The organism is Nonomuraea sp. NPDC050153 (assembly GCF_044460125.1).
GTDB lineage: Bacteria > Actinomycetota > Actinomycetes > Streptosporangiales > Streptosporangiaceae > Nonomuraea.
In genome coordinates, this window is sequence record NZ_JBITJQ010000041.1 from 12,940 (window position 1) to 39,295 (window position 26,356).

Here is a 26,356-nt window from a genome sequence, read left to right on the forward strand (position 1 = left end):
GTATCCATCTGACGACCCGCAGCAGACCGTCCCTTTACCTGGTTGGCCGGATGCGGACCCGGCTACAGCCCCAGCAGGGCGAGCCCGGGCAGGTGCACGCGGGCCGCCGCACGCGCGTGGGCCGCCGTCGTCTGCGCCCGCGCGGCCTCGGCGGCACGCAGGCACTGGTCGAGCGTGTGCGCGGCCAGCACGGCGCGTACGGCGGGCAGCGCCGCGGCGGCCATCGACAACGAGGAGACCCCGAGCCCGACGAGCACGCAGGCCAGCGCCGGGTCGGCGGCCGACTCGCCGCAGACGCCGCACGGCTTGCCGATCTTCGCCGCGGCGGCCGCGGTGATGGCGACCAGGTCCAGCAGCGCGGGCAGCCACGGGTCGTGCAGCGCGCTCACGGCGCCGACCTGGCGGTCCGCGGCGTAGGCGTACTGGGCGAGGTCGTTGGTGCCGATCGAGACGAAGTCCACCCGGGCGAGCAACTCGCGGGCACGCAGCGCGGCCGACGGGATCTCGACCATCACGCCCACGTTCGTCAGGCCCCTGGCCCGGCACTCCTGCGCGAACCAACCGGCCTCCTCGGCCGTGGCCACCATCGGCGCCATCACCTGGAGCCCCTCGGCGGCGACGGCCGCCAGCGCGGCAAGCTGCGCGTCCATGACCTCGGGGAACCTCCGGAGCCTGCGCAGCCCCCGCTCCCCGAGCGCCGGGTTCGGCTCGGCGGGCGCGGGCATGAAGGCCAGCGGCTTGTCCGCGCCCGCGTCCAGCGTCCGCACGACCACCTTGCCGCCGGGGAACGCCTCCAGCGCCGCGCGATAGGCCCGCCGCTGCTCCTCGGTGGAGGGCGGCTCGGCCCTGTCGAGGAAGAGGAACTCGGTGCGGTAGAGCCCGATCCCCTCGGCTCCCGCGCCGCGGGCGGCGTCGAGGTCCGCGGGGCCGCCGATGTTGGCCAGCAGCGGGACCGGGTGCCCGTCGGCGGTCCTGCCGGGGCCCTTCGCCGCGGAGATCGCCGCCTGCCGCGCGGCGTCCGCGCCGACCGCCTCGGCCACGTCGGACTCGGCCGGCTCGACACGTACGGCTCCCGTCGTGCCGTCGGCCATCACCCGGACTCCCGGCGGGATGTCCAGCGCGCCGTGGCAGGCCACGACGGCGGGCACGCCCATCGCCCTGGCCATGATCGCGGTGTGGCTGGTGGGCCCGCCCTCCTGGGTGACGAACGCGGCGATGTCCTCCTTGCGCAGCAGCGCCGTGTCGGCGGGCGCGAGGTCCCTGGCGACCAGCACGTACGGCTCCTCGGGAGCGACCGGGAGCCCCTGCATGGCGTGCCCGTAGAGGAGCGCTATCACGCGGTCCCTGATGTCGACGAGGTCGGCGGCCCGCTCGCCCAGGTAGCCCCCGGACCCGGCCAGCACGTCCCGATATTTCGTGAAAGCCTCAAAAACCGCCCTCGGGGCGGCCAGGCCGCGGTCGATCAGCGTTCGCACCTTGACGACGAGCCCGGGATCCTCGGCCATCAGCGCCTGGGCCTTGAGTATCTCCTCGGCCTCGCCGCCCGCCTGGTTCCCCCGGGCCTCCAACTCGCCCGCGACCTGCGTGAGCGCGGCCATCGCGCGCTCTTTCTCCTGCTCCGCCTCACCGGTGTAGGTGGCGCCCTCGGGGGGTTCGGGCACGGAGGCGGTCAGAACGTACGCGGGGCCGTGCCCGATGCCCGGGCTGACCCCAACCCCCCGCAGGTTCATGGCGTCGCGGCGATCGCGGCCAGCTCGTCGAGGATCTGCTCCGACCCCTCACCCTCCGCGCTGATCACGACGGTCTCGCCCTGCTTCACGTCCAGGGCCATGATCGCGAGAATGCTCTTGCCGTTGACCTGCTCGTTGCCGTGGGACTTCGTCACCGTGATGTCCATGGGGGCCTGTTTCGCCCGCTGGACGAACGTCGCGGCGGGGCGGGCGTGCAGCCCTACCTCGGCCGCCACAGTGACCTTGCGCTCACCCATTACTCCTCCTTCTGGTGCCGGTCCAGACCAGCTGGACCCTCGTGCGATGGCGCGTGTACATTCTGCCGTCTCCCCGAACCCGCTCGTTCCGGAGCTATTCCCAGCGGAAGAGCTCGTCCCCTGCGTGAACTGCCCCCTCCGCGACCTCGGTCACGGACTCCGAGAGGGCGTCGAGCGCGACGACCGGGCAGACGGGCGAGCGGCCGCCCGCCTCGACGACCGCCGGGTCCCAGGCCACGACGGGCTGCCCGGCGCTCACCCGGTCGCCCTCGGCGGCCAGGAGCTCGAACCCCTGGCCTTTGAGCTGGACCGTGTCGATGCCCAGGTGCACCAGCACGCCTCTGCCGTCGTCTCCGACGATGACGTACGCATGCGGATGCAGTTTCATGATTTTCCCAGCTATGGGGGCAACGGCCTTCCCCGGCCCGCGCAGCGGGTCGATCGCCGCCCCCGGCCCGACCAGACCGGCGGAGAACACCGGATCGGGCACGGCGGCCAGCCCCACAGCCGCCCCCTCGACCGGGGCGAGAACAGTCGTCATGATCTCGCCCTTAGCCGATGATGTCCTCGATGTCGCTGGCGATGGTGTCCGCCTCCGGCCCGACGACGACCTGGACCACGTTTCCCGCGGCCATCACGCCGTGCGCGCCCGCCGCCCTGAGGGCGGCCTGATCCACCTTGGACGCGTCGTGCACCTCGGTGCGCAACCGGGTGATGCAGGGCTCTATATCGATGATGTTGTCGGCCCCGCCCAAACCGGCGATGATCGCGTTCGCATCAGCCGCCATCGGCCCTCCCTAGGCTCTTGTGACCAGGCTAATCAGTCGGTCTGGGTGACCTTGTTCAGCCCGCGCGGCGCGTCGGGGTCGATGCCGAGCCTGCGGGCCAGCGCCTCGGTGAGAAGCTGCCCGGGCACGATCAACCCCATCGGCGCCACCCATTCGGGCAGGTCGGGGCCGTTCAGCGCGGCCGTGCCCGCCTGCGCGAGCGCGTCGCCGCCGCCGATCGTGTACGCCGCCGCGCCCGCGGCCACCACCCGCTCGGCCAGCGCGACCGTACCGGGCAGGGTCGGGCTGTTCTCGGCGGCGACCAGCAGCGCCGGGGTGTCGGCGTCGACCACGGCGATGGGGCCGTGCAGCAGGTCGGCGTAGGACAGGCCCATGGCGTGCAGGTAGCAGGCCTCCTTGAGCTTCAGCGCCGTCTCCAGGGCCGTCGAGAACGCCAGCCCGCGCCCGGACACGACCACGCCCGGCTTGTCCAGCAGGCCCTCGACCACGGCCTCCAGGTCGCCCGGATCGCTGATCAGCTTCTCCACCGCGTCGGGCACCCGCCGCAGCTCCGCCGCGTCCACGTCGGCGCCCAGCCCCAGCGCGAGCACGGCCAGCGCCGCCAGCTGCGTCGTGTACGTCTTGGTCGCAGGAACGGCCTTCTCCTCCCCGGCGACCGTGCACAGGGCCACGTCGGCGGCCTGCGCGAGGGGGCTGTCCGCGCCCCCGTTCGTGATGCCGACGGTCCTGGCGCCGCAGTCCTTGGCCCAGGCCAGCGTCTCGACGATCTCCTCGGTGCGACCCGACTGCGAGATGGCGACCGCCAGCACCCCGTCCAGGTCCAGCTTGCGCTTGTACGTCGTGGCGATGGAGGGCGCGGCCAGCGCGCACAGACGGCCCGCGTGTGATTCGACCAGGTATCGCCCATAAACTGCAGCATTGTCAGAGGTGCCGCGCGCGATGAACAGCAGCTGGCGAGCCTGCTCGCCCACTGCTCTCACCTCGCCGACCCTCGGCAGCAGGGAGTCCAGGGTGGCCCGCAGCGCGGCCGGCTGCTCCGCGATCTCGCTGCGCATCTTCGTGGTCATCTCGGGCTCTTTCCTTGATCGACTTCGACGCGGACTTGACCGTCTTTCGCGACATGTGGTCTAGTCCGGACTAGACCAGTACGAACCATAGCCCATAGCCAAGGCTGCGATCGAGGGGAGGATCCGTGGCGCACATCGATCCGGACAGCCCGGTGCCCAAGTATTTCCAGCTCCGCGAGATCCTGTTGGACCTCATCGACAGCGACGAGCTCAGCATCGGGGCGGCCATCCCGTCCGAGCGCGAGCTCTGCCAGCGCTTCGGCCTGTCCAGGATGACCGTACGCCAGGCGGTCGACCACCTCGTGTCCGAGGGCCGCCTGCACCGGGTGCCCGGCAAGGGGACGTTCGTCGCCCGGCCCAAGATCGAGCTGGCGCTGCAGCTGACGTCGTTCACCGACGACATGAGGGCGCGGGGCATGATCCCGGGTTCGCGCGACCTCGATCGCCGGATCGTGCGGGCCAGCGCCCACCTCGCCAAGGAGCTGGGGATCCAGCCGGGCGAGGAGGTGCACTTCATCGAGCGGCTGCGCACCGCCGACGGTGAGCCGCTGTCCATCGAACGGGCACACATCCCGGTCAAGCTCGCCCCCGACCTCGGCTCCCACGACTTGTCGGAAAAATCACTGTATGAGCTTCTGGAGAGCCGCTACGGCCTGGTCATGGACGCCGGCGAGCTCACCATCGACGGCGGCATCGCCGACCCGAGCGACGCGGACCTGCTGAAGCTCCCGCGCGGCGGCGCCGTACTGCTGCTGCAGCGCAGGTCGTTCGCCGGCGGCGTCTGTGCGGAGTTGGGCGTGTCCACGTATCGTGCGGACCGTTACCAGTTGCGCACCATCCTGGAAATGCCCGTAAGACGGGGCTGAGGCCTCACCCGGCTCGGAGGAACGCCCGGTGAACGAGACCACCGCCGCCCGGCCTTCGCCGTTCGCTCGCGTGATGACCGTGCTCCAGCGGCTGGGCCGCTCCCTCATGCTGCCCATCGCCGCCCTGCCCGCGGCCGCCCTGCTGCTGCGCTTCGGCCAGCCCGACATGCTCGGCTCCAACGGCGCCGAGCCGGGCGGCCTGGCCGACGTGGCCGGGTTCGCCTGGATGAACCAGGTCGCCGACGTGCTGGCCGCGGCCGGCGCGGCGCTGTTCGAGAACCTGCCGCTGCTGTTCGCCGTGGGCGTGGCGATCGGCTTCGCCCGCAAGGCCGACGGCTCCACCGCCCTGGCCGCCGTGGTCGGCTACCTGGTCTTCGACCGGGTGACCAAGGTGATGTTCTTCGGCTCCGACATCCGGGACACCGTCCTCATCAGAGAGGCCCAGCCCCAGGGGATCAAGGAGATCATCAACTACGGCATGCAGAACCCGACCAAGGTCCTCGGCGGCATCGTCATGGGCCTGATCGCCGCCCTGCTCTGGCAGCGCTTCCACCGCATCAAGCTGCCGTCCTGGCTGGCCTTCTTCGGCGGGCGCCGGTTCGTCCCCATCATCACCTCCATCGTGGCCCTGCTCATCGGCGTGGTCTTCGGCTGGCTCTGGCCGGTGATCGGCGAGTGGATCCGCCACGCCGGCGAGGCCCTGGCCGCCATCGGCCCGATCGGCACCGGCATCTACGGCCTGATCAACCGCCTCCTCATCCCCCTCGGCCTGCACCACTTCGTCAACTCCGTCGTCTGGTACGTGGTGCCGCAGTGCGACGTGGGCGGCCGCGTCCTCGGCGGGGACTGGAACTGCTACTTCGGCGGCGCCCCGCACTCCGGCCAGTTCATGGCCGGCTTCTTCCCCATCATGATGTTCGCCCTGCCCGCCGCCGCCCTCGCCATGTGGCGCGCGGCCCCACCCCACCGCCGCGCCACCGTGGGCGGCATCATGCTGTCGGCCGCCCTGGCGTCGTTCGTCACGGGCATCACGGAGCCGATCGAGTTCGCCTTCATCTTCGTGGCCCCCCTGCTGCTGGTGGTCCACGCCATCCTGACCGGCCTGGCCATGGCCCTGACCACGCTGATCGGCGGCCAACTGGGCTTCGGCTTCTCGGCCGGCCTGCTCGACATGCTCCTGAACGCCAGCAAGTCGAATACCGAGAATTTGCCCGGGATCCTGATATTGGGGGTCATTTACGGCGCCGTCTACTACGCCGTCTTCACCTTCCTCATCCGCAAACTCAACATCATGACCCCAGGCCGCGAACCAGAACCAGACGTCGACTCAGGCGAAACCTAACCCCACCCCAACCCCCACCCCACGGGCACCCTCACCCCCCCCAGCCACCCCACGCGCGATCCCACGCACCCCGACCACCCCATAGGTAAGCCCCACCCGCGCCAGCCACCCAACGGGCGATCTCCGCACGCCCCAACCACCCAACGGGTGACCCTGCGCGCCGCTCTACGAGACGCACAGCACCGCCACGCCCACTCCCCCAAAGCACTGCCTCAGCGGAACACCCCACAGCCAAGCCACCAGCCCAACCACGCCCACAAGCCGTACCGCCACCCCGTGCGCCTCCCCCGCCCGCGCTTCAAAGCGCCGCGTCGGCGAGACGCCTCACAGCCGAGCCCGGCGCCACCCAACGGCGCAAACACGGCACCCACCAGAGCGCCCAGCCACCGCCTCCGCAAAACGCAAGCCACCGGCCCCAGCGACACCCACAAGCAGCACCGCCACCCCAAGCACCCCACCCGACCCGCACCCCGAAAGCGCCGCGTCGGCGAGATGCCCCATAGCCAAGCCCGGTGCCGATAAACGGCGCGAGCCACGCGGTGCCCGCAATTAAGGGACGACTACTAAGCCATAACTAGCATGGCCTAAAAGGTTTGAGCCATCCCCAACCCAGCAGATCGCGTCCGAAAGACCCTGCCACCCCCACCCCAGGGGAATCCAACTTCCAGAAATCTTCTCCAGCAAAGGCGGACAAACCCATCCACCCCCAGGAGAAGTTGGCGGCATTTGTATTCCTAGCCCGGACCGAAAACTCCTTATAGCGATTCTTTCTTCGCTCAAAGAATTTGGAGGATGCGTGTCAACAACCCCCCGCATCGGCGTCACCCCCACCCCCGAACCCCCGTACGACGAAGACCAGTCCACCCCGGAAATCGCGACCCCGGAAAACCACGGCGCCCTGGCCCTCGACCCGCATCCCCTCGTATGGGGCCCGCCCGGAGCCATCCCCGATGAGCGCAAGTTGCGCCATCTGGGCCAGGCGCTGGCCGAGGTGCTCGCGGGTCGCCGCCCGCCGGAGACCGTGGCCGACAGGCTCACAGCCCGCGCCTACCGGGAGCTGGTCCAGGCGGGGCAGATGATCCACACCAGCCGCCCGCCGTTCGCCGGCAGCGTGCACGTCAAGGAGCCGAGGGAGGGCGCGGTGGAAATGTGCCTGCTGTTGCACTGCGGCGACCGCAATCGCGTCCTGGCGATACGCCTCGAACGGAGAGGCACCCAATGGCTCTGCACAGACTTCGAAACAGCGTAGAAAAGCGTAGAGAAAAAGCAGCAGAAAAAAGAGACCCCCACCGAGAGGTGGGGGTCTCAGAAAGCGTCAGGCCGCGTTCTTGGGATCGCCGTGGCAGCGCTTGTACTTCTTGCCCGACCCGCACGGGCAGGGCGCGTTGCGCTCCACGTTTCCGTAGGCGGCGCGCTCCGCCGAAGTGGTGCGGACGCGGGTGTGCTCGACCTCGCCCTGCTCGCCGGGCGCCGAGTACTCGAGCTCGGCCGGGCGATCAGGCCCGCGCAGCCCACGCGCGATGATCGAGCGGGTCTCCGCGAGGACCGCGTCCTCCTCCTCGACGATCGGGTTCTCCTGCACCTCGACCTCAAGGTTGAACAGGAACCCGACCGAGTCCTCCTTGATGCCTTCGAGCATCGCGGCGAACATCTCGAAGCCCTCGCGGGCGTACTCGATCTTGGGGTCCTTCTGCGCGTAGGCCCGCATGCCGATGCCCTCGCGCAGGTAGTCCATCTCGTACAGGTGCTCGCGCCACTTGCGGTCGAGGACCGAGAGGATCACGCGGCGCTCCAGGTCGCGCGTGGTCTCGGGGCCGAACTCCTCCTCGCGCCTGGCGTACGCCTCGAGCGCGTCGGCCTTGACCTTCTCGGAGATGAGCTCGGCGGACAGCTCTTCGCGGCTGCCGGCCTCCTCGACGAGGTCCTCGATCCTGACCGAGACCGGGTAGAGCTCCCCGAACGCCTTCCACAGCTTGTCGAGGTCCCACTCCTCCGCGAAGCCCTCGGAAGTGGCGCCCTGCACGTAGCCCTCGATCACCTCGCCGATGAAACCGCGCACCTGCTCGTGCAGGTCGGCGCCCTCAAGCACGCGGTGGCGCTCGGCGTAGATGACCTTGCGCTGGCGGTCCATGACCTCGTCGTACTTCAGAACTTCCTTGCGGATCTCGAAGTTCTGCTGTTCGACCTGGTGCTGGGCGGAGGCGATGGCCTTGGAGACGATGCCCGACTCGATCGGCTGGTCGTCGGGGATCTGCAGCCTGGTCATGATCATTTCGACCCTGGCCGAGTTGAACAGGCGCATGAGGTCGTCGCCGAGCGACAGGTAGAACCGGGACTCACCAGGGTCGCCCTGACGGCCGGAGCGGCCGCGGAGCTGGTTGTCGATGCGGCGCGACTCGTGGCGCTCGGTGCCGAGGACGTAGAGGCCGCCGAGCGAGGTGACCTCGTCGTGCTCGGCCTTGACCGCCGCCCTCGCCTTCTCCAGCGCCTCGGGGTAGGCCTTCTCGAACTCCTCCGGCGTCTCGACCGGGTCGAGGCCGCGCTGGCGCAGCTCGAGGTCGGCGCGGAACTCGGAGTTGCCGCCGAGCATGATGTCGGTGCCTCGACCGGCCATGTTGGTGGCGACGGTGACCGCGCCCTTGCGCCCGGCCTCGGCGATGATCGACGCCTCACGCGCGTGGTTCTTCGCGTTGAGCACCTCGTGCTGCACGCCGCGGCGCTTGAGCGCCTTGGACAGCCGCTCGGACTTCTCCACCGAGGTGGTGCCGACGAGCACCGGCTGCCCGGCCTCGTAGCGCTCCTTGATGTCCTGGACCACCGCGTCGAACTTGGCGTCCTCGGTCTTGTAGACCACGTCCGCCTGGTCCTTGCGGACCATCGGCCGGTTGGTCGGGATCGGGACGACACCCAGCTTGTACGTCTGGTGGAACTCGTTGGCCTCGGTGGCGGCCGTACCGGTCATTCCGCTCAGCTTGGAGTAGAGGCGGAAGTAGTTCTGCAGGGTGACCGTGGCGAGAGTCTGGTTCTCGTCCTTGATCTTCACGCTCTCCTTGGCCTCGATGGCCTGGTGCATGCCCTCGTTGTAGCGGCGGCCGTGCAGGATGCGGCCGGTGAACTCATCGACGATCAGGACCTCGCCGTCGGCGACGATGTAGTCCTTGTCCTTCTTGAACAGCTCCTTGGCCTTGAGCGCGTTGTTCAGGAAGCCGACGAGGTGGGTGTGCTCGGGCTTGTAGAGGTTGTCGATGCCGAGCCAGTCCTCGACCTTCTCGACACCGGCCTCCAGGATGCCGACCGTGCGCTTCTTCTCGTCGACGATGTAGTCGCCGGTGCTCTCCTCGCCCGGGTTCTTCGCCTCGACGCCCCTGCGCAGGCGGGGCACGATCTTGGCGAACTCGGTGTACCACTTGCCCGACTGCTCGCCGGGGCCGGAGATGATCAGCGGCGTACGGGCCTCGTCGATCAGGATGGAGTCGACCTCGTCGACGATCGCGAAGTTGTGGCCGCGCTGCGCGCACTCCTCGAGCGACCACGCCATGTTGTCGCGCAGGTAGTCGAAGCCGAACTCGTTGTTGGTGCCGTACGTGATGTCGGCCTCGTACTGCTTGCGGCGTTCGTCGGGCTGCTGGCCTGCGACGATGCAGCCGACCTGGAGACCCAGGAAGCGGTGGATGCGCCCCATGTTGTCCGCGTCACGCTTGGCCAGGTAGTCGTTGACCGTGATGACGTGGACGCCCTTGCCGGAGATCGCATTGAGATACGCCGGCAGCGTACAGGTCAGGGTCTTGCCCTCACCGGTCTTCATCTCCGAGATGTTGCCCATATGGAGATTGGCGCCGCCCATGATCTGCACGTCGTAGGGTCGCTGGCCGAGCACGCGGCGGGCCGCCTCGCGCACGGTCGCGAACGCCTCGGGAAGCAGATCGTCGAGCGATTCACCGTCTGCATGGCGCTGCTTGAACTCATCCGTCAGCGCACGCAACTCCGCGTCGGACAGGCTCGTGAAGTCGTCCTCGATGGAGTTGACCTGGTCTGCGATCCGCTTGAGCTTGCGCAGGATCTTGCCTTCGCCGGCACGTAGGATCTTGTCGAGAATGGCTGCCACTTTATGTAAAGCTCCTCGCAGGTCTACCCCGGCGGCGCCGCCAGGAGGAGAGGCCGAGACAAACTTCCCCGTTGCCATCGTAGGCGGTTCCGCAACCTGACACAGCCACCGTGATGATGAGGGCGCCACACTCGTCTGGGAGAATGGGTCAAGGCAGAGGGTATGCCGGTTGAGAGCCGGCTCGCACCATTAAGCGCGATAACCGGCAAAGGAAGGATTAGTCATGGTTGAGGGGAAGAAGTCGGGGCATTCGGAGGAACTCGGCAGCCACGCCGGGCGGGCGTCGTCGTGGCTGGCGGTGACGGTGATGCTCGTGGGCACGGTGGTGGCCGGCTTCGGCCTCACGGCCGCCAACTGGACGCTCGTCTGGGTCGGCGCCGGCGTGTTCGTCGTGGGCGGCGTCCTGGCCCTCGTCTTCGATATCTTCACCGATGTCGTGATCGACGCGCCCCGTGTGGGCATGCACGCCGAAGATCACCGCTGACGCAGGCTTCACCGGGCGGGCGCCCACCCCACGGGTGGCCCGCCGGCTCCCATCTCCCGCGCTCTTCACGCCGTACGCCGAGCGTCTCGACGATGGCGAACGTGGCATTCGTAATAGACGAGCACAATCCCCGTAATGCCGAGCCCGCTGCGCGTGTCGAGCGAGGATGAACCCCCTGGGTCACGCCCGCGCCGGACGAACCTCACCCCGGCACCCTGGCCGGTCAGGGGATGACGGGCGACCCCCGGATCACGCGCCCGTCGGACGGACCTCGACCTGGCCGACCGGGGGGTGACGGGCAGTCCCGGGGGGTTACGGCAGTCCCGGGGGGTTACGGCAGTCCCGGGGGGTTACGCGGTCGCCGGACAGACCTCGGCCACATGCCGCCGAGCGCCCCTGCCCCTGAACCACGCGCATGACCGCCCCCAGCGCCGGGGTCGGACGCTGACGCGAGGGGCCGGACACAGACGCCCGAGGGTCGGACGCTGACCCGAGGGGCCGGACACAGACGCCGGGGGGTCGGACGACCGCTGGGCGTGGTCAGGGGGTGATGGGGTGTGGGCGATGCATGGCGCCCAGGGTGCTACGGCGGGCCCCGATGGTAGGTGGCCGAATGGGGTTCTGTGGATGCGGGCGTGTTATCCACAGGGCCGGGGAGATCCGCCAGTGTGGAGGGACAACTGCGGGCGACGGGTGCGCGCGGGCGAGCTGATGCCGGGGCAGGGTACGGACCAGGTGCGGGCCGAGTGCGGACGGCGGGCCGGCGCGGGCGGTGCTGGTGCCAGGGTCGAGGGGAGCGGCCGGGGGCGGGCTGCGGGCTGGGCGTGAGCGATGCGGGCGCCAGGGCGGCGGGCGTGGGCGGCGGGTTGGGTGCGGGCGGGTTTTGTCGGTGGGCGTCGCTAGATTGCTCGCATGCATCGCCGTACGCAAACGCAGACATGACCGGCACCACCGACCTGACCCCCGATGAGGCGCGCCGGATCATCCTCCGCTCCCAGGGCTTGATCGGCGCCGACGCGCGCAAGGGTGGGGCGCATGCGATGCTGCGCAGGCTGGGCGCCGTGCAGCTCGACACGATCTCGGTCCTCGCCCGTTCCCACGAGTTGGTCGCCTACGCCCGCCTGGGCGCGGTGGGCAGGCCCAGCATCGAGCGGGCCTACTGGCACAACCCCGCCCAGAGCTTCGAGTACTGGTGTCACGCCGCCTGCATCCTGCCCATCGAGCACTGGCCGCTCTACTCGTTCCGGCGCCGGGCCTACCGTAAGCGGCGCTACCGCTGGCACGAGGTGCCCGACGGGGTGGACAAGCTGCTCGAGCAGGTTCGTGAGCAGGGCCCGCTGACGACCTCGGACGTCGGCGGCGCCAAGAACGGCGGCCCGTGGTGGGACTGGTCCGACTCCAAGATCGGCCTGGAGTGGCTGCTCGACATCGGCGAGCTGGTCTGCACCCGCCGCGTCGGCTGGCGGCGCGTCTACGACCTGGCCGAGCGCGTGGTCCCCGCCGACTTCCTGGCCGATGACCTCTCCGACGAGGAGTGCGTCGTACGCCTGGCCGCCGTGGCGGGCCGGTCTCTGGGCGTGGCCAACAGGACCGACCTGATCGACTTCCTCCGCCTCAAGGGCGAGTACGCCACCATGCTCGACGAGGTCCTGCGCAGCGGCGCGGCCGGTCTGGTGCCGGTGACGGTCGCGGGCTGGCCGGGCAAGATGGGCTCCCCCAACGCCTGGGCGGACCCGGTGGCGCTGGCGTCCGAGCCGCGCGGGCGTCACCGCACGACGCTGCTGTCGCCGTTCGACTCCCTCATCTGGCACCGCGGCCGCACCGAGCGCGTCTTCGGCTTCCAGTACACGCTCGAGCTGTACGTCCCCAAGCACAAGCGGGTCCACGGCTACTTCACGATGCCCGTGCTGGCGGGCGGCCGGCTGATCGGCCGCGTCGACCCGGCCCGCGAGGGCAGCACGCTGGTGATCCGGCAGCTCCACCTGGAGCCGGGCCTGTCGCCCGCCAGGTGGGCCGACGCCCTGGCGGACGCCGTGTGGTCGGCGGCGGAATGGGTGGGCTGCGACGCAGTACGCGTCGAACGGACCGATCCGCCCGAGCTCGCCACCATGCTGAGTACGGCCCGGTGATCATCTCCGATAAGCCTGGGGCGGAGCCCGCCTGCAGCCAGACGCCGCTCGTCGCTCCCCGATGCCGCTCGATGTTGCCGGACGCCCTGTCTGCTGAACCCCTCAGGCACCGCCCGACGATCTTCCGATGCATGCCGTCTCCAGGGACCGGCCCGACGATCCTCCGATGCGCACCCCTCCAGGCACCGCTCGGTGACCTCCGTCCGATGCATGCCTCTCCAGGCATTGCCGGGTGATTCTCCGGTGCGCGCCTCTCCAGGCGCCACCCGATGCCCCTTCCAGGCGCCGCTTGATGCCCTGTGACGAAACCTTCACGCGTCGCCCAATGGGCCTCAGGCAACACCCCGACGGCCCTCCGGTGAACGCCCAGCCCCGCCGCCGTCTGGTGGAGGCGCCGGCACGACGGTGTCAGGTGGGCGGGCAGCGGTGACCGGCTGCGCCCCCGGCCGTCCAGGCAGTGGATGCCCTGGGGCGGGCGGTGTGCCCGGCGTGGCCTGGCCGCCGAAGCTCGGGAAGCTCTGGGGGTGGCATGGCCTGGCCGCCGAAGCTCGGGTAGCCCTGAGGTGGCGCGGCCTGGCCGGTGTGGGCCGGGGCTAGGTGATTTCCAGCATGCGCTCCCGTACCGCGTACACCACGGCCTCCATCCTCGAGTGCAACTGCAGCTTGTCGAGGATGTTGCGGACGTGGTTCTTCACGGTGTTCTCGGAGATGAACAGTTGCTTGGCGATCTCGCGGTTGTTCATCCCCTTGGCCACCAGCCGCAGGACCTCCATCTCGCGATCGGTCAGGCGGGGGACGGGGAGCTGGGGAGGGCGCTCGGACTCCTTGCGGCTCATGCTCTGGAACTCGCTGATGAGCTTGGCGGCCATCGCCGGGTTGATTAAGGACTGGCCCCCGTGCACGCCGCGCACCGCGGCCGGCACGTCGTTGATCTGGACGTCCTTGAGCAGATAGCCGGTGGCGCCCGCCTTGATGGCTTCGAAGAGGTCTTCCTCCTCGTCGCTCACCGTCAGCATGATGATGCGGGTGCTCGGGACCGAGGCCTTGATGCCCTTCGTGGCCTCGATCCCGTCCTGCCGCGGCATGCGCACGTCCATGAGCGCGATGTCGGGCATGAGGCGGTTCGCCAATTCGACCGCCTCCTGCCCGTCGCTCGCTTCGCCGACCACCTCGATGTCGGGCTCAGCGGCCAGCGCGAGAGCCAGGCTTCGCCGGATCAGCTCGTGATCGTCAACGATCAACACGCGGATCGGCTCGCTCGCCGACGTGCGGACCTCGCCGGACTCGGTCACGAGGCCTCCTTGATCCGCCTCGCGACAGCCTTTGCCTCGCTTCGCTCGCTCATCTGAACCTGACTGAGCTCGCTCACGTCTCCTCCTCGTCGGGGGGCCAGAGCCGTTGAACCGCAATGATGGCACGGGTACCGCGGTTCTCGGGTGGTCGAGAAGATCTTTTAGCGCGCGATCATGGCTCTACGAGCCGCAACACGCCGTAGTTGTAGCCGCGTCTGTTGTAGACGACGCACGGCTGGCCGCTCTCCTTGTCACGGAACAGGTAGAAGTCGTGCCCGACCAGCTCCATCTCGAGGAGGGCCTGGTCGATGGTCATGGGTTCCGCTTTGTGGAACTTCTCTCGAACGATGAGCGGCCCTTCGCCGTCCATCTCGATCGGGACGATGTCGTCGTAGCGCTGGTCGCGCCGGACCTGCTCGTCCTCGTCGGCCTCGCTGGGGACGGTGGCCGCCCGCGGGGTCAGGTCGGCGACGTCGGGGAGCGTCGCGGTGATCTCCGCCACAGAGGGCGGGCAGTGGTTGCCGTGGTGAACCTTGCGCCGGTCGGCCAGCCGCCTGAGGCGGCCTTCCAGCTTGTCGAGGGCCATGTCGAGGGCTGCGAATCGGTCGTCGGCCGAGGCTTCGGCGCGGATGGCCGGTCCTCGAGAGTGAATGGTGAGCTCGACGCGCTCGCGCTGGTCGGCGAGGCGTGGATTGCGTTCTTTCGACACCTCCACGTCGACTCGGATGAGTTTGTTGTCCAGACGTTCGATCCTGGCCAGCTTGGTCGTCACTTGGTCACGGAACCGATCACTCACTCCGGTGTGCCGGCCCTTGACGATGATGTCCATGCAACAGCCCCCCTTCGGTCTAGCGACTGAGCACGAGCGCCCGACGACGTGCTTGCCGGACGAGGTCTTCTGTCTGCCTTTCTGTCACCGTTACCCTCTTCCGACTCTGCGTCACCGGGGAACTCGGTTGGCACCCGCCCGGCCGACCTGGTCTTCGACCCCACATCCGCCTGCTGAGGGTTTCGCAGCTCTGTTGCCACTACTGCCCTTCTCTTCTGGCGAGGGACATCTGGACCCTCGGGAAGGCAGGACTTACCCCTAAGCCGCACCGTGATCGGTCGACAAAGAGTCGCCTTACGTGGACCGTTTTGCCTGCGGCTGGCATCGGCTAGCAGAGCCGGGGACCCCGACTCTGCGCAACCACGGACCCGAACGGGTGCCATGTCAGAACGCTATCCGCATCCTGGGCGAATGTCAGCCGGAGGATCGGCCAAAGGATCACGTACCGTGATTTTCCCGAGGTTCTCATGGCCTCCCAAATGCCCCATTTAACCGATCGGCAACCCTTATGAGTGTGGGGCTCCCGTCCACTGAGCAGCCCCACCGCCACCTTGGGGGAAGTGACATGTGGCCTCCAGGTGAGGATAGCGATTTGGATCTTTCTTTACGCACCGTAACCGTAATCCTTTTCAAGATCTTCGGCGTGTCGCGGCCACGGTCGCGGCCAGCGGCACCTCGACCCCTGCCGAGCTCAGCGCCCTGGCGGCCTCCACCAGGGTGGCCCCGGTCGTGACGATGTCGTCCAGGAGCACCACACAGGCCGCTGGAGGGCCTTTCGCGGCCCGCCGCACCTGGAGTGACCCCGCGAGGTTGGAGCTCCTCTCGGCGGAACTCAGCCCCGCCTGATCGGCCACCCGCCGCACCTGGCCCAGCGCCGGCCAGGTGACGGCCCGCATGCCCCACGCCCGCAGCTGCCCCGCGGCCAGCACCGCCAGCCGCCCGACCGGGTCGTGGCCCCGGTGCCGGCGCGTGCGCCGCGCGCTCGGCACCGGCACCACCGCGAACCGCCCGCCGGCCCAGGGTGCCTTCGCGCCGTTCGCCGCCGTCACGACGGTGAACGCCACGGCCTCCGCCAGCACCCCTGCCAGCGCCACCGCGCCCCGCTCCTTGTACGCCACGACAGCTCTGCGCACCGCGCCCTCGTACGGCGCCGCGGACCAGCAGTCGGGCAGGCCGCCCGGCACGGGCTCGGGCAACCGCCTGGCGGGCGCGCCCACGAGCTCGGCATGACAGCCCGCGCACCACCGCCCGCCTTCGGCGCCGCACCCGGCGCAGGACTGCGGGAGGACGAGGTCGAGCACGGCGGTCAGCACGCGTGCCAGAATGCCGCCCGCGACCGACAATTTCCGCGCCGGCGACCGACGGTTGCACCCGCGCCCGCCACCCGCCCGCGCCCGACCGACCGACCGACCGACGATTCCACCTGCGGCCGCCGCCCGCCCCCGGCCGACGGTTCCGCTCAAGGTCGCCGCCCGCCCGCGACCGACGGTTCCCGCCCGCGGTCGCCTCCCGGTGGGCCGGCCCGGGCAACCGCCGGTGGTCAGCCCAGGGGGAAGAGCGGGGTGTTGGCGCCGGATTCGATCTTGGTGGTCCAGGACTGCCGGTCCTGGCTGAGCTCCATGATCTGGTTGCTCTTGTCCGTCTTCGCCTCGGCCAGCACGCGGTCGTTCACCGCCGCCACCGACACGAGCGGCTCCTTCAAGGGCACCCCCTCGACCTCGCCGTCCCCCACGTTGATCTCGTTGAGCACCTGCCCCGCCTTGCTCTTCACCAGCACCAGCAGATGCTCGTCATCCCCCCAGGCCACGTCGATGATGCTGGTGCCGCCCTCGATGGTGGTCAGGGCATGGACGTTCCCCAGCATGATCCCCGCCGCCCCGCCCGTGAGCGCGCCGATCTGGACCGTGTTCTGCCCGGTGGTGATCGCCACCCGCACCCCGTCCCTGGCGATCCTGAGCCGGGTGACGTCCAGCCCGGTCAGCTTGGGCGAGGAGATCCGCTGGGGTCCCTTCCCGCTCATCGGGTCGTACCGGAGCAGGGCGGCGTTCGTCCGGTCGTAGGTCCACAGGGACCCGTCCCGGTGCCACGTCGGCGCGGTCAGCTCGCCCTGCATGACCTCCTGCCAGCGCCCCGACTGCGTCACCGCCGCGACCGAGATGCCGGTCGAGGTCCTGGCGGCGACATACCCGCCGTCCTTGGAGAGGGCGAAGTCGTGGAAGCCCTCGCGCTCCTCCCCCGCCGGGCCCGGCACGGAGCCCGCGGGACCGTCCTTGCTCATGTAGTGGACGGCGCCCTCGCTGATGTAGTACGCGGTGTCGCTGGTGGCGTCCAGCCAGTCGTCGTCGGAGTCGGGCCGGTCGACGGAGTAGGACTCGCCGTCCACCTGGATCTCGATGACGCGGCCCTTGGCGATCTCGTTCTTGTTGAGGCTGTACCTGATCTGCGCCCGCAGGGAGTCCTCGGCGCTCAGGTCCAGGGGGTCGAGGGGACCGGAGAGGTTGATCACCACGCGGTCCTCGCCGGACCTGATCGACTGGACCTTGGTGCCGGACGGGAAGCTCGTCGTCACCGCCCCCTGCAGGGCCGCGGTGGGGCTCTTGAGCAGCCGCTCCAGGATGGTCTGCGCGTACGTCTCCGTCGGCTTCAGCCGCAGGCGTACGCGGTCCACGACCAGCGTGTTCGGGCTGTTGCCGTTCACGTAGTAGAGGTTCGTGGGCCGGTACGCGCGGGCCACGTCGGAGTTGGTGAGCAGCAGCCCGTTGGGCAGGCTCCTGACGAGGTAGCCGCCTCCCTGGGACTTCACGAGCTCGACGGTGTAGTCGTCCCACTGACCCTCGGTGGGGGCGTACGAGTCGTCCTCGTTGATGCGCGCCACCCACCGGCCCTTGAGCATGACCTTCTCCACCGGCCCCAGGTCGTCACTCTGCGGGGGAGGAACGACCTCGAACGCGTCGTCGACCACCGTCACCGGACCCGAGGCGTTCCACTTCGCCCGCGCCTCCGGGGTCAGGTACTGGGGCAGGACGGTCGGGTCGTCGGCGTAGGCGGCCATGGCCGCCTGCAGACCCCTGATCGTCTGCTCCTCGTTCCAGGTCTTGTCGGGCGGAAGGGCGATCATGCGGTGGAACGGCTTGCTCAGCGGGTCGCCGCTGCCGGCCTCGTTGACGGTGAGGGGCCCGGTCACGGGGATCACGGTGCAGCCGGTGCCCGCGCAGGCCACGGCGACCACGATCGCGATCAGCGCGCCGAGCCGCCAGGCCCTCTCGCGCCGCCTAGTCCTCGTCATGGCCGGCCCCGTCCGCCGAGGCCGGCAGCAGCACCGGCGTCATGGACGTTCGCCACGTACGTCGCATCTCGATCTCCGGCGGCACCAGCGACAGCGGGGAGCCCTTCAGATCGGCGCCGGCCGACCTCGGCAGCGTCAGCCTGAACTGCGAGCCCTCCCCCGGCTGTCCCCATGCCTGCAGCCAGCCGCCGTGCAGCGTGGCGTCCTCGCGGGAGATCGCCAACCCGAGCCCGGTGCCGCCGATCGTGCGCGCCCGCGACGGGTCGGCCCGCCAGAACCGGTCGAACACCATCGTGTCCTCCCCGCCCTTCAGCCCGATCCCGTGGTCGCGCACGGCGACCGCGACCGCGTCGCGGTCGGCGCCGACGGTGACCACGATGTCCCTGCCCTCGCCGTGCTCGATGGCGTTGAACAGCAGGTTGCGCAGGATCCGCTCGACCCTGCGGTTGTCGATCTCGGCCATGCACGGCTCGTTGGGCAGCCGGAGCTCGAAGCGGGTCGTGTGCCGCTCGGCCAGCGCCTCGGAGTCGGCGATGGCCCGCAGCACCACGTCGCGCACGTCCACGGAGTCGAGGTCGAGCGTGGCGGCGCCGGCGTCGTAGCGGCTGATCTCCAGCAGGTCGGCCAGCATCGACTCGAACCGTTCGAGCTGGGCCTGCATGAGCTCCGCCGAGCGGGCGGCCATCGGGTCGAAGTCCTCGCGGGCGTCGTAGAGCAGGTCGGCGGCCATGCGCACGGTCGTCAGCGGGGTGCGCAGCTCGTGGGAGACGTCGGAGACGAACTGCCGCTGGACCTGCGAGAGCTCCTCCAGCTGGTGGATCTTCAGCGTCAGGTTCGCGGCCATCTCGTTGAACGAGTTCGCCAGGCGGGCCAGGTCGTCCTCGCCGCGCACCTTGAGCCGTTCGTCCAGCTTGCCGGCGGCCAGGCGCTCGGCGGCCTGGCGCGCCAGCCGCACCGGGGTGACGACCTGGCGGGCGACCAGGTACGCGATGGCGGCCAGCAGCAGCACGAGCCCGAGGCCGACCACGACGATGGCCAGCCGGACGTTGGACAGCAGCTCCTCCTCGTCCGTGAACGGGAAGAAGTGGTAGACCTCGTAGCTCTGCCCGGTGGAGGGCACGTGCACGGTGCCGCCGACCACGTACGTGAGCCTGGGCTGGCTCTCGCCGACGAACTTGATCTTCTCGATGGACCCGACGGTCTTCTTCTGCACGTTGTGCCGCAGGCTCTCCGGCACGTTCGACGGGACGACACCCCCGGACGCCCGCGACTGGCCCGGGGTCGTCTCGTTGAGGATCAGCACGTCGTAGCGCTTCTTGGAGCCGTTCTCGCCCGATCCGGTGACGATGTCCATGACGTCGTCGAGCGGGCTGGCCGAGCCCTTCTTGCCGCCGTCGGCGGGCTTGGCCGGGTCGTCGGCCTCGGGCGCCAGGGCGTCGGCGATCTGGAGGCGGTCGGCGAACGCCTCGCTGGCGGAGGAGCGCTGGCTGCTCTGCACGACCGACCGGTTGATCTGCTCGGACAGGAACGTGCCCAGCACGACCACCACGATCACGGAGATCACCAGCGTGCTGGTGACCACCTGGAGCTGGAGCGACCGCCTCCACACGCTCCGTGTCCTGCCTGCCGCACGGCGCACCCGCCGGCGAACGCCGCCGAGAATCTGGCGGAATGTCCGTCGGCGGAAGCGTTTCTTCTTCGCCGGGGGCACGTCAGGACGAGGCGCGGGCTAGGCGGGGCCGGCTTTGTAGCCGACGCCGCGGACCGTCACCACGATCTCGGGGTGCTCGGGGTCCTTCTCGATCTTGGCCCTGAGCCGCTGCACGTGCACGTTGACCAGCCGCGTGTCGGCGGCGTGGCGGTAGCCCCAGACCTGCTCCAGCAGGACCTCGCGGGTGAACACCTGGCGCGGCTTGCGGGCCAGCGCGACCAGCAGGTCGAACTCCAGCGGCGTGAGGTTGATCGTCTCCTCGCCCCGCTTGACCGAATGCCCCGCCACGTCGATGGTGATGTCGCCGATCTGGAGGATCTCGGGGGTCGGCTCGTCGGTGCGGCGAAGCCGCGCGCGCACCCGGGCCACGAGCTCCTTCGGCTTGAACGGCTTGACGATGTAGTCGTCGGCCCCGGACTCCAGCCCGAGAACGACGTCGATCGTGTCGCTCTTGGCCGTGAGCATCACGATCGGAACCCCCGACTCAGCCCTGATCCTGCGTGCGACGTCGATGCCATCGGCCCCCGGCAGCATCAGGTCGAGCAGAACCAGATCCGGGCGTGTGTCCCGGAACGCATCGAGGGCCTTGTCGCCGTCGGAGACAAAAGACGGCTCGAAGCCTTCCCCTCGCAGGACGATCCCAAGCATCTCGGCGAGAGCGGCGTCGTCATCGACGACCAGCACGCGACCTTTCATGGCCCCTCATTCGTTCTACGCATTATGGGACATACCCGCACGATCGCTGAAGGTTACCCTTGGTCGGCCCATGAGCGTGACATGAGCCATGCAAAAGGCGAATTTTAGGTCCGCCCCCCGCGACCGCAATCTCAAGTCTGCGGCAACAGAGCAACTTTCGGCCATCCCCTGGACGTGAACCTCGGCTGGATTCGCCATGGAATACGGGCTTGACGCGACGGCGAATGCGCTCAGCGACACCAATGCCCCGTTCAGCATGCCAGGATTGGGATATGTCAGACGGTCACGGTCCCCCGCCCGAGACGCCATCAGGCTGGTCGGCCGAACAGCCCCCGCCATACAGCGCCCCGCCGGCCTCCCCGTGGACCGCGCCAGGCGCGCCGCAGCAGGCGCCCTACGGGCAGCCGAGCGCGCAGCCGTACGGGGAGCCCCTTCAGCAACATCAGCCACTGGGACCCGGGCCCCAAACACCTTATCCGCCCCATCCGCATCCTCAGCCCGGTTACGGCTACGCGCCGCCCCCGCCGGCGCTCAGACCGGGGATCATCCCGCTGCGCCCGCTGGGTCTCGGCGACATCCTCGACGGCACGATCAAGCTGATCCGGTCCAACCCGAAGGCCGTGCTCGGCCTGTCGGCCGTCGCGGCCCTGCTCGCGGCCGTGCCGCTGGCCGTCGGCCAGGCGTTCGTGCTCGACGGCATGAGCGGCGCGCTCACCGACCCCGAGAGCATGGCCACCACCTCCGGCCAGCTCACCGGCGTCGCCGCCCAGTACGGCGGCACGCTCGTCTCGTACGCGGTCCAGTTCGTCGTGGTCACGCTGCTGACCGGCGTGCTGACCCGGATTCTCGGCCGGGCCGTCTTCGGCGGAAACCTGTCGGCCGGGGAGGCGTGGCGGCTCGTCAAGGGCAGGGTGCCCGCGCTGTTCGGCGTCGTGGGCCTGATGACCGCCATCATGGTGGTGCCGCTGGTCTTGATCGTGCTGCTCATCGTGGTGATCGCGATCAACGTCCCCTCCGACGGGGTCGGCCTGATCCTCGGGCTGACCTTCCTGTTCATGATCGTCTACCTCGGCTACTACCTGTTCTTCACGACCCGCTTCGCCTTCGCCTCGCCCATCGTGGTGCTGGAGGGCAGAGGAGCGATCGACGCCATGCGGCGCTCGTGGCACCTGGTGACCGGCGACTTCTGGCGCGTCTTCGGCATCCTGCTGCTCACGTCCCTGCTGGTCGGGCTCGTGGCGGGCGTCCTGTCGGTGCCCTTCACGCTGGCGGGCACGCTGTTCGGCATGTTCGGGGCGGGCTCGGTGGTCACCACCGTCGTGTCGGCCGTGCTCATCGCCGCCGGCGGCACGCTCGGCTCGATGCTCACCTATCCGTTCCAGGCCGGGGTCGCCGGGCTGCTCTACGCCGACCGGCGCATGCGCAGCGAGGCGTTCGACCTCGTGCTGCAGACGGCGGCCATCGAACAGCAGCGCCAGGGATGGGTGCACGCCTCCGCGGACGAGCTCTGGCACCCCTCCAACTCCGCCAGGCCGTGAGCCCGATCGACAGGGAGGAGGCCGCGCGCCGGGCCGCGGAGGAGCTCCTCAAGCCTGCGTACGAGAAGGAGTCGTGGCCCGACCTGATCTACCGGCGGGTCATGCAGTTCCTCGGCGACCTGGTGGACAGGGCCGCGGGCGGCGGCACCGCCGGTGGGATCATCGCCTCCGTGATCATCGTGCTGATCATCCTCGCGCTGATCGTGCTGATCTCGTGGCGGTTCCGCAAGGCCACCCGCAAGAACGCGCTCACCGTGGGCGGGCTGTTCGGGGAGCGGGTGATGACGGCGGCCGAGCACCGGACGGCGGCCGCCGGGCTGGCCGCCGAGGGGCGCTGGACCGAGGCCGTCCAGGAACGGCTCCGCGCCATCGCCCGTGACCTGGAGGAACGCGCGCTGGTCGACGGCATGCCGGGGCGCACGGCCGACGAGCTGACCCGTGAGGCGGCCCTCTCGCTGCCCGGCTTCGCCACGAGGCTGGCGGCGGCGGCCCGGTCGTTCGACGACGTGACGTACGGCGGGGTGCCGGGCACGCGGGAGGCGTACGAGGCGATGACCGACCTGGACGAGCAGCTCCGCCAGGCCCGGCCGGTCCCGGTCGGGGCCGGCGCGGCGGCCACGGCCTGGACCCCGGTCGGCGCGGCCCCGGGCGAGCGGCCCGGGGCGGGTGGGACGGCATGAGCGTCCTCACGCGGCCCGCGGCGGGCCCGTCCTACCCGACCTCGCCCACCCCGCGCTCCACCTGGCGCGGCAGCCGGATCATCGTCCTGCTCGGCCTCATCGTCGTGCTCGTCGCGGTCGCGGGCGTCCTGTTCGGCCCGGAGTCGCGCCCATCACGGGCCCTGGACCCCGACGACACCACCCTGGCGGGCTCCAAGGCGCTGGCCGAGGTGCTCAGGTCGCGGGGCGTCGCGGTGGACCGGGTCGACTCCGTCGAAGCCGCCGCCGCCAAGGCCACGACCGGCAACCGGCTGCTGCTGATCACCGACATGTCGTACTTCGAGGAATACAGCCTGGCCCGGATCCAGGGCGACCGGCTGATCGTCGGCGACGTCCCCGGTCTCCACGCCCTCGCCCCCGGCGTGCGCAGCGAGCCGGGCCTGGCGCGCACGCGCTCGCGCGAGCCCGAGTGCGCGCTGCCCGCCGCCACGGCCGCGGGCAGCGCCTACCTGGGCGGCGCCGTCTTCACCGGCCCCTCCGGGGCCACCGGCTGCTACCCGGCGGACGACGGATACACGCTGGTCAGCTTCCCGCAGGCGGGCGGCGTGACCACGGTCGTCGGCGACGGCGGCTTCATGACCAACCAGCGCCTGGCCGAGGACGGCAACGCCGCGCTCGCACTCAACCTGATCGGCACCGGCAGGCCCGTGACCTGGCTGGTCCGCCCCCAGACCCCGCCGCCCGCCGCCGAGCTGCCGGGCGAGCGGGGCAAATCCATGTACGACCTCATGCCCGAGAGCATCCGCTGGACCGTCTACATGTCCCTCATCGCCCTGGCCGTCACGGCGTTCTGGCGGGGCAGGCGGCTGGGCCCCGTGGTGACGGAGAAGCTGCCCGTCATCGTGCGCGCGGCCGAGACCGTCGAGGGCCGCGGCAGGCTCTACCGGGCCAGGCGCGCGCGGCAGCGGGCGGCGGAGTCGCTGCGCGAGGGCGCGATCGACCGGCTCACGCCCAGGCTGGGGCTCGGTTCGGGGGCCGGGCCGAACGAGGTCGTCGCGGCGCTCGCCGCCCGCACCGGCCAGGACCCTCAGCAGGTCGGCGCGGCGCTCTACGGGCCGCCGCCGGCGGACGACGCCGGGCTCGTCGGGTTGGCCGGATATCTGGACTTCATCGAAAGGCAGGTCAGTGAACTCTGAGGAGACGTTCCGCGTCACGGGCTACGGCGACTCGGCCAGGGAGGCGCTGGGCGCACTGCGCGCCGAGGTGTCCAAGGCCGTGGTCGGCCAGGACGCGGTGGTGACGGGGCTGGTCATCGCGCTGCTGTGCAGGGGGCACGTGCTGCTCGAAGGCGTGCCGGGCGTGGCCAAGACGTTGATGGTGCGTACGTTGTCGGCCGCCCTGTCCCTGGACTTCAAGCGGGTGCAGTTCACGCCGGACCTGATGCCGGGTGACGTGACCGGCTCGCTGATCTACGACGCGAAGACCGCCGAGTTCGAGTTCCGCGAGGGCCCGGTGTTCACGAACCTGCTGCTCGCCGACGAGATCAACCGCACCCCGCCGAAGACCCAGGCCGCGCTGCTGGAGGCGATGGAGGAGCGGCAGGTCAGCGTCGAGGGCTCGGCCCGGCCGCTGCCCGACCCGTTCGTGGTGTGCGCGACGCAGAACCCCGTCGAGTACGAGGGCACCTACCAGCTTCCCGAGGCCCAGCTCGACCGGTTCCTGCTCAAGCTGACCGTGCCGCTGCCTCCGCGCGAGCAGGAGATCTCGGTCCTCGAACGGCACGCCCGCGGCTTCGACCCGCGCGACCTGAGCGAGGTCAAGACCGTCGCCACGGCCGACGACCTGGCGGCCGGGCGCGAGGCGGTCTCGAACGTGCACGTGGCGCCCGAGGTGCTCGGCTACATCGTGGACGTGGCCCGCGCCACCAGGAACTCCCCGTCGCTGCAGCTCGGCGTCTCCCCGCGTGGCGCCACGGCGCTGCTGGCGGCCTCGCGGGCGTGGGCGTGGCTGTCCGGGCGCCAGTACGTGACTCCCGACGACGTGAAGGCGCTGGCCAGGCCCGCGCTGCGGCACCGGATCCAGCTCCGGCCCGAGGCCGAGCTGGAGGGGGCGACCGCCGACGGCCTGCTCGACGGCATCCTGGCCTCCGTCCCGGTCCCGCGCTGATGGCTCTCACGGGACGCGCCGGGCTGGTCGCGGCGATCGGGATCGTCGTGGTGCTGCTCGCGCCCCGGCCCGGGGCCGCGCTGGCCGGGGTCTGCCTGCTGCTGGCCGCCGCGATCGTGGTGGACCTGGTGTTCGCCGGCGCCGTGCGCCCGCTGAGGTTCCACCGTTCCGGAGACACGCTCGTACGGCTCGGCCAGCGGGCCACGGTCGAGCTGATGGTCGAGAACCTCGGCCCCAGGCGGGTGCGCGGCGTGCTCAGGGACGCCTGGCCCCCGTCGGCGGGCGCCACGCCGCGCGTCGCCGACCTGAACGTGCCCAAGGGCGAGCGCCGCAAGATCACCGTGACGCTCGCCCCGACGAGGCGCGGCGACCGCTCGTCCGTGGCGGTCACGGTGCGCTCGGTCGGGCCGCTGGGCCTGGCCGCCCGCCAGGGCAGCCACCGGGCGCCGTGGTCGGTACGCGTGCTGCCGCCGTTCCTGTCGCGCAAGCACCTGCCGTCCAGGCTGGCCCGGCTGCGCGAGCTGGACGGCCAGCACCCGGCGCTGGTGCGCGGGCAGGGGACGGAGTTCGACTCGCTGCGGGAGTACGTGGTGGGCGACGACGTGCGCTCCATCGACTGGCGGGCCACGGCGCGCCGCAACGACGTGGTCGTGCGCACCTGGCGTCCGGAACGCGACCGCCGCGTGCTGATCGTGCTCGACACCGGCCGCACCTCGGCGGGCCGGGTGGGCGACGCGCCCATCCCCATGTCCGGCTCCATGTCTGGGGCCACCGCGGGCGGCGGCGGGCTGCTGGTGCGGCCGGATCCGCGCCCGGCGCCCGGCTGGCCCCGGCTCGACTGGTCGATGGACGCCGCGCTGCTGCTGGCCGCGCTGGCCGCCAGGGCCGGTGACCAGGTCGACTTCCTCGCCTACGACCGGGCGGTGCGCGCCTGGGTGGGCGGGGCGTCGCGTACCGAGCTGCTGTCGTCGCTGGTCAACGTGATGGCGCCGATCGAGGCGGAGCTGATCGAGGCCGACTCGCAGGGCATGGTGGCGGCCATCCTGTCGCGGGCCAAGCGGCGCTGCCTGGTCGTGCTGCTCACCGACCTCAACGGGGCGGCCCTCGACGAGGGGCTCATGCCGGTGCTCTCCCAGCTCTCCTCGCGTCACCTGGTGCTGGTGGCGGGGGTGTCGGACCCGCGGGTGGCGGCGATGGCGGGGCGCCGGGCGTCGGCCGAAGAGGTGTACGACGCGGCGGCGGCCGAGCACGCCCAGCTCGAACGCAGGCGCATCACGGCCCGGCTGCGGCGGCACGGGGTGGAGGTCGTGGACGCGCCTCCGGAGGACATCGCCCCCGCGCTCGCGGACGCCTACCTGGCCCTGAAGGCGGCCGGACGGCTCTGAGCGCCGGGCAGCTCCTGGGCCTCAGG

22 protein-coding genes are annotated in these 26,356 nt (G+C 70.4%); 10 read left to right on the forward strand and 12 right to left on the reverse strand.

Annotated features, from left to right (window positions below; translation table 11 throughout):
* Positions 1–62: 62 nt before the first annotated feature.
* From ptsP to ACIBQ1_RS53325, 5 genes are all read right to left on the reverse strand, one after another.
* A complete protein-coding gene (gene ptsP, locus ACIBQ1_RS53305; RefSeq protein ID WP_397290226.1) occupies positions 63–1,730 on the reverse strand; it encodes a phosphoenolpyruvate--protein phosphotransferase in 1,668 nt (555 codons plus the stop codon).
* A complete protein-coding gene (locus ACIBQ1_RS53310) occupies positions 1,727–1,987 on the reverse strand; it encodes an HPr family phosphocarrier protein (RefSeq protein ID WP_355371086.1) in 261 nt (86 codons plus the stop codon). Before ACIBQ1_RS53310 ends, ptsP begins: the two co-directional genes overlap by 4 nt.
* Positions 1,988–2,081: 94 nt before the next feature.
* The gene (locus ACIBQ1_RS53315; protein WP_355371083.1) at positions 2,082–2,528 is read right to left on the reverse strand and encodes a PTS glucose transporter subunit IIA; all 447 of its coding nucleotides are present in this window, start codon (positions 2,526–2,528) and stop codon (positions 2,082–2,084) included.
* Positions 2,529–2,538: 10 nt separating this feature from the next.
* Positions 2,539–2,775 (reverse strand): glucose PTS transporter subunit EIIB, encoded by a 237-nt coding sequence (locus tag ACIBQ1_RS53320; protein ID WP_397290228.1) that lies wholly within the window; start codon positions 2,773–2,775, stop codon positions 2,539–2,541.
* Positions 2,776–2,807: 32 nt separating this feature from the next.
* On the reverse strand, positions 2,808–3,842 hold the full coding sequence (locus tag ACIBQ1_RS53325; protein WP_397290230.1) for an SIS domain-containing protein: 1,035 nt from the start codon (positions 3,840–3,842) through the stop codon (positions 2,808–2,810).
* A 125-nt stretch (positions 3,843–3,967) separates the two neighbouring features.
* Here ACIBQ1_RS53325 and ACIBQ1_RS53330 point away from each other — a divergent pair, with 125 nt between their 5' ends.
* The 3 genes from ACIBQ1_RS53330 (at position 3,968) to ACIBQ1_RS53340 (ending at position 7,299) form a co-directional block, all read left to right on the forward strand.
* Positions 3,968–4,708: a GntR family transcriptional regulator gene (locus tag ACIBQ1_RS53330; protein WP_192790230.1), complete on the forward strand. Its 741-nt coding sequence runs from the start codon at positions 3,968–3,970 to the stop codon at positions 4,706–4,708.
* A 28-nt stretch (positions 4,709–4,736) separates the two neighbouring features.
* Positions 4,737–6,050 carry a PTS transporter subunit EIIC gene (locus ACIBQ1_RS53335; protein WP_397290233.1) on the forward strand — a complete coding sequence of 438 codons (1,314 nt, stop codon included), beginning with the start codon at positions 4,737–4,739 and terminating at the stop codon, positions 6,048–6,050.
* A gap of 796 nt (positions 6,051–6,846) precedes the next feature.
* A complete protein-coding gene (locus ACIBQ1_RS53340; RefSeq protein WP_397290235.1) occupies positions 6,847–7,299 on the forward strand; it encodes an Rv3235 family protein in 453 nt (150 codons plus the stop codon).
* A gap of 66 nt (positions 7,300–7,365) precedes the next feature.
* On the opposite strand, the gene secA is transcribed toward ACIBQ1_RS53340, so the two are convergent.
* The gene (secA, locus tag ACIBQ1_RS53345) at positions 7,366–10,155 is read right to left on the reverse strand and encodes a preprotein translocase subunit SecA (protein ID WP_397290237.1); all 2,790 of its coding nucleotides are present in this window, start codon (positions 10,153–10,155) and stop codon (positions 7,366–7,368) included.
* A 223-nt stretch (positions 10,156–10,378) separates the two neighbouring features.
* Between secA and ACIBQ1_RS53350 the strand changes: the two genes are divergently transcribed.
* Both ACIBQ1_RS53350 and ACIBQ1_RS53355 read left to right on the forward strand, forming a co-directional pair.
* Complete coding sequence (locus tag ACIBQ1_RS53350) at positions 10,379–10,639, forward strand: HGxxPAAW family protein (protein WP_355371066.1); 261 nt, start codon at positions 10,379–10,381, stop codon at positions 10,637–10,639.
* 938 nt (positions 10,640–11,577) lie between these two features.
* Positions 11,578–12,768, forward strand: a complete 1,191-nt coding sequence (locus ACIBQ1_RS53355) for a winged helix-turn-helix domain-containing protein (RefSeq protein WP_397290239.1) — start codon at positions 11,578–11,580, stop codon at positions 12,766–12,768.
* Positions 12,769–13,361: 593 nt separating this feature from the next.
* On the opposite strand, the gene ACIBQ1_RS53360 is transcribed toward ACIBQ1_RS53355, so the two are convergent.
* The 6 genes from ACIBQ1_RS53360 to mtrA form a co-directional block, all read right to left on the reverse strand.
* Positions 13,362–14,060 (reverse strand): response regulator, encoded by a 699-nt coding sequence (locus tag ACIBQ1_RS53360; protein ID WP_397290241.1) that lies wholly within the window; start codon positions 14,058–14,060, stop codon positions 13,362–13,364.
* A gap of 172 nt (positions 14,061–14,232) precedes the next feature.
* The gene (gene hpf / locus ACIBQ1_RS53365) at positions 14,233–14,889 is read right to left on the reverse strand and encodes a ribosome hibernation-promoting factor, HPF/YfiA family (RefSeq protein WP_397290243.1); all 657 of its coding nucleotides are present in this window, start codon (positions 14,887–14,889) and stop codon (positions 14,233–14,235) included.
* 629 nt (positions 14,890–15,518) lie between these two features.
* Positions 15,519–16,202 carry a ComF family protein gene (locus ACIBQ1_RS53370; protein ID WP_397290245.1) on the reverse strand — a complete coding sequence of 228 codons (684 nt, stop codon included), beginning with the start codon at positions 16,200–16,202 and terminating at the stop codon, positions 15,519–15,521.
* 227 nt (positions 16,203–16,429) lie between these two features.
* A complete protein-coding gene (locus tag ACIBQ1_RS53375; RefSeq protein WP_397290247.1) occupies positions 16,430–18,175 on the reverse strand; it encodes an LpqB family beta-propeller domain-containing protein in 1,746 nt (581 codons plus the stop codon).
* Positions 18,162–19,886, reverse strand: coding sequence for an MtrAB system histidine kinase MtrB (mtrB, locus tag ACIBQ1_RS53380; RefSeq protein ID WP_397290249.1), 1,725 nt, complete (start codon positions 19,884–19,886; stop codon positions 18,162–18,164). The genes ACIBQ1_RS53375 and mtrB overlap by 14 nt, the downstream gene beginning before the upstream one ends.
* A gap of 18 nt (positions 19,887–19,904) precedes the next feature.
* Positions 19,905–20,582 (reverse strand): MtrAB system response regulator MtrA, encoded by a 678-nt coding sequence (mtrA, locus tag ACIBQ1_RS53385; protein ID WP_043620615.1) that lies wholly within the window; start codon positions 20,580–20,582, stop codon positions 19,905–19,907.
* A 272-nt stretch (positions 20,583–20,854) separates the two neighbouring features.
* Here mtrA and ACIBQ1_RS53390 point away from each other — a divergent pair, with 272 nt between their 5' ends.
* From ACIBQ1_RS53390 to ACIBQ1_RS53410, 5 genes are read left to right on the forward strand one after another with little or no spacing between them, the layout of a single operon-like run.
* The gene (locus ACIBQ1_RS53390; protein WP_397290251.1) at positions 20,855–22,120 is read left to right on the forward strand and encodes a glycerophosphoryl diester phosphodiesterase membrane domain-containing protein; all 1,266 of its coding nucleotides are present in this window, start codon (positions 20,855–20,857) and stop codon (positions 22,118–22,120) included.
* A complete protein-coding gene (locus ACIBQ1_RS53395; RefSeq protein ID WP_397290253.1) occupies positions 22,117–22,800 on the forward strand; it encodes a DUF4129 domain-containing protein in 684 nt (227 codons plus the stop codon). The genes ACIBQ1_RS53390 and ACIBQ1_RS53395 overlap by 4 nt, the downstream gene beginning before the upstream one ends.
* Positions 22,797–23,975 (forward strand): DUF4350 domain-containing protein, encoded by a 1,179-nt coding sequence (locus tag ACIBQ1_RS53400; RefSeq protein WP_397290255.1) that lies wholly within the window; start codon positions 22,797–22,799, stop codon positions 23,973–23,975. Before ACIBQ1_RS53395 ends, ACIBQ1_RS53400 begins: the two co-directional genes overlap by 4 nt.
* Positions 23,965–24,945: an AAA family ATPase gene (locus tag ACIBQ1_RS53405; RefSeq protein ID WP_397290257.1), complete on the forward strand. Its 981-nt coding sequence runs from the start codon at positions 23,965–23,967 to the stop codon at positions 24,943–24,945. Before ACIBQ1_RS53400 ends, ACIBQ1_RS53405 begins: the two co-directional genes overlap by 11 nt.
* Positions 24,945–26,330 (forward strand): DUF58 domain-containing protein, encoded by a 1,386-nt coding sequence (locus tag ACIBQ1_RS53410; protein ID WP_397290259.1) that lies wholly within the window; start codon positions 24,945–24,947, stop codon positions 26,328–26,330. The genes ACIBQ1_RS53405 and ACIBQ1_RS53410 overlap by 1 nt, the downstream gene beginning before the upstream one ends.
* Positions 26,331–26,356: the final 26 nt, after the last annotated feature.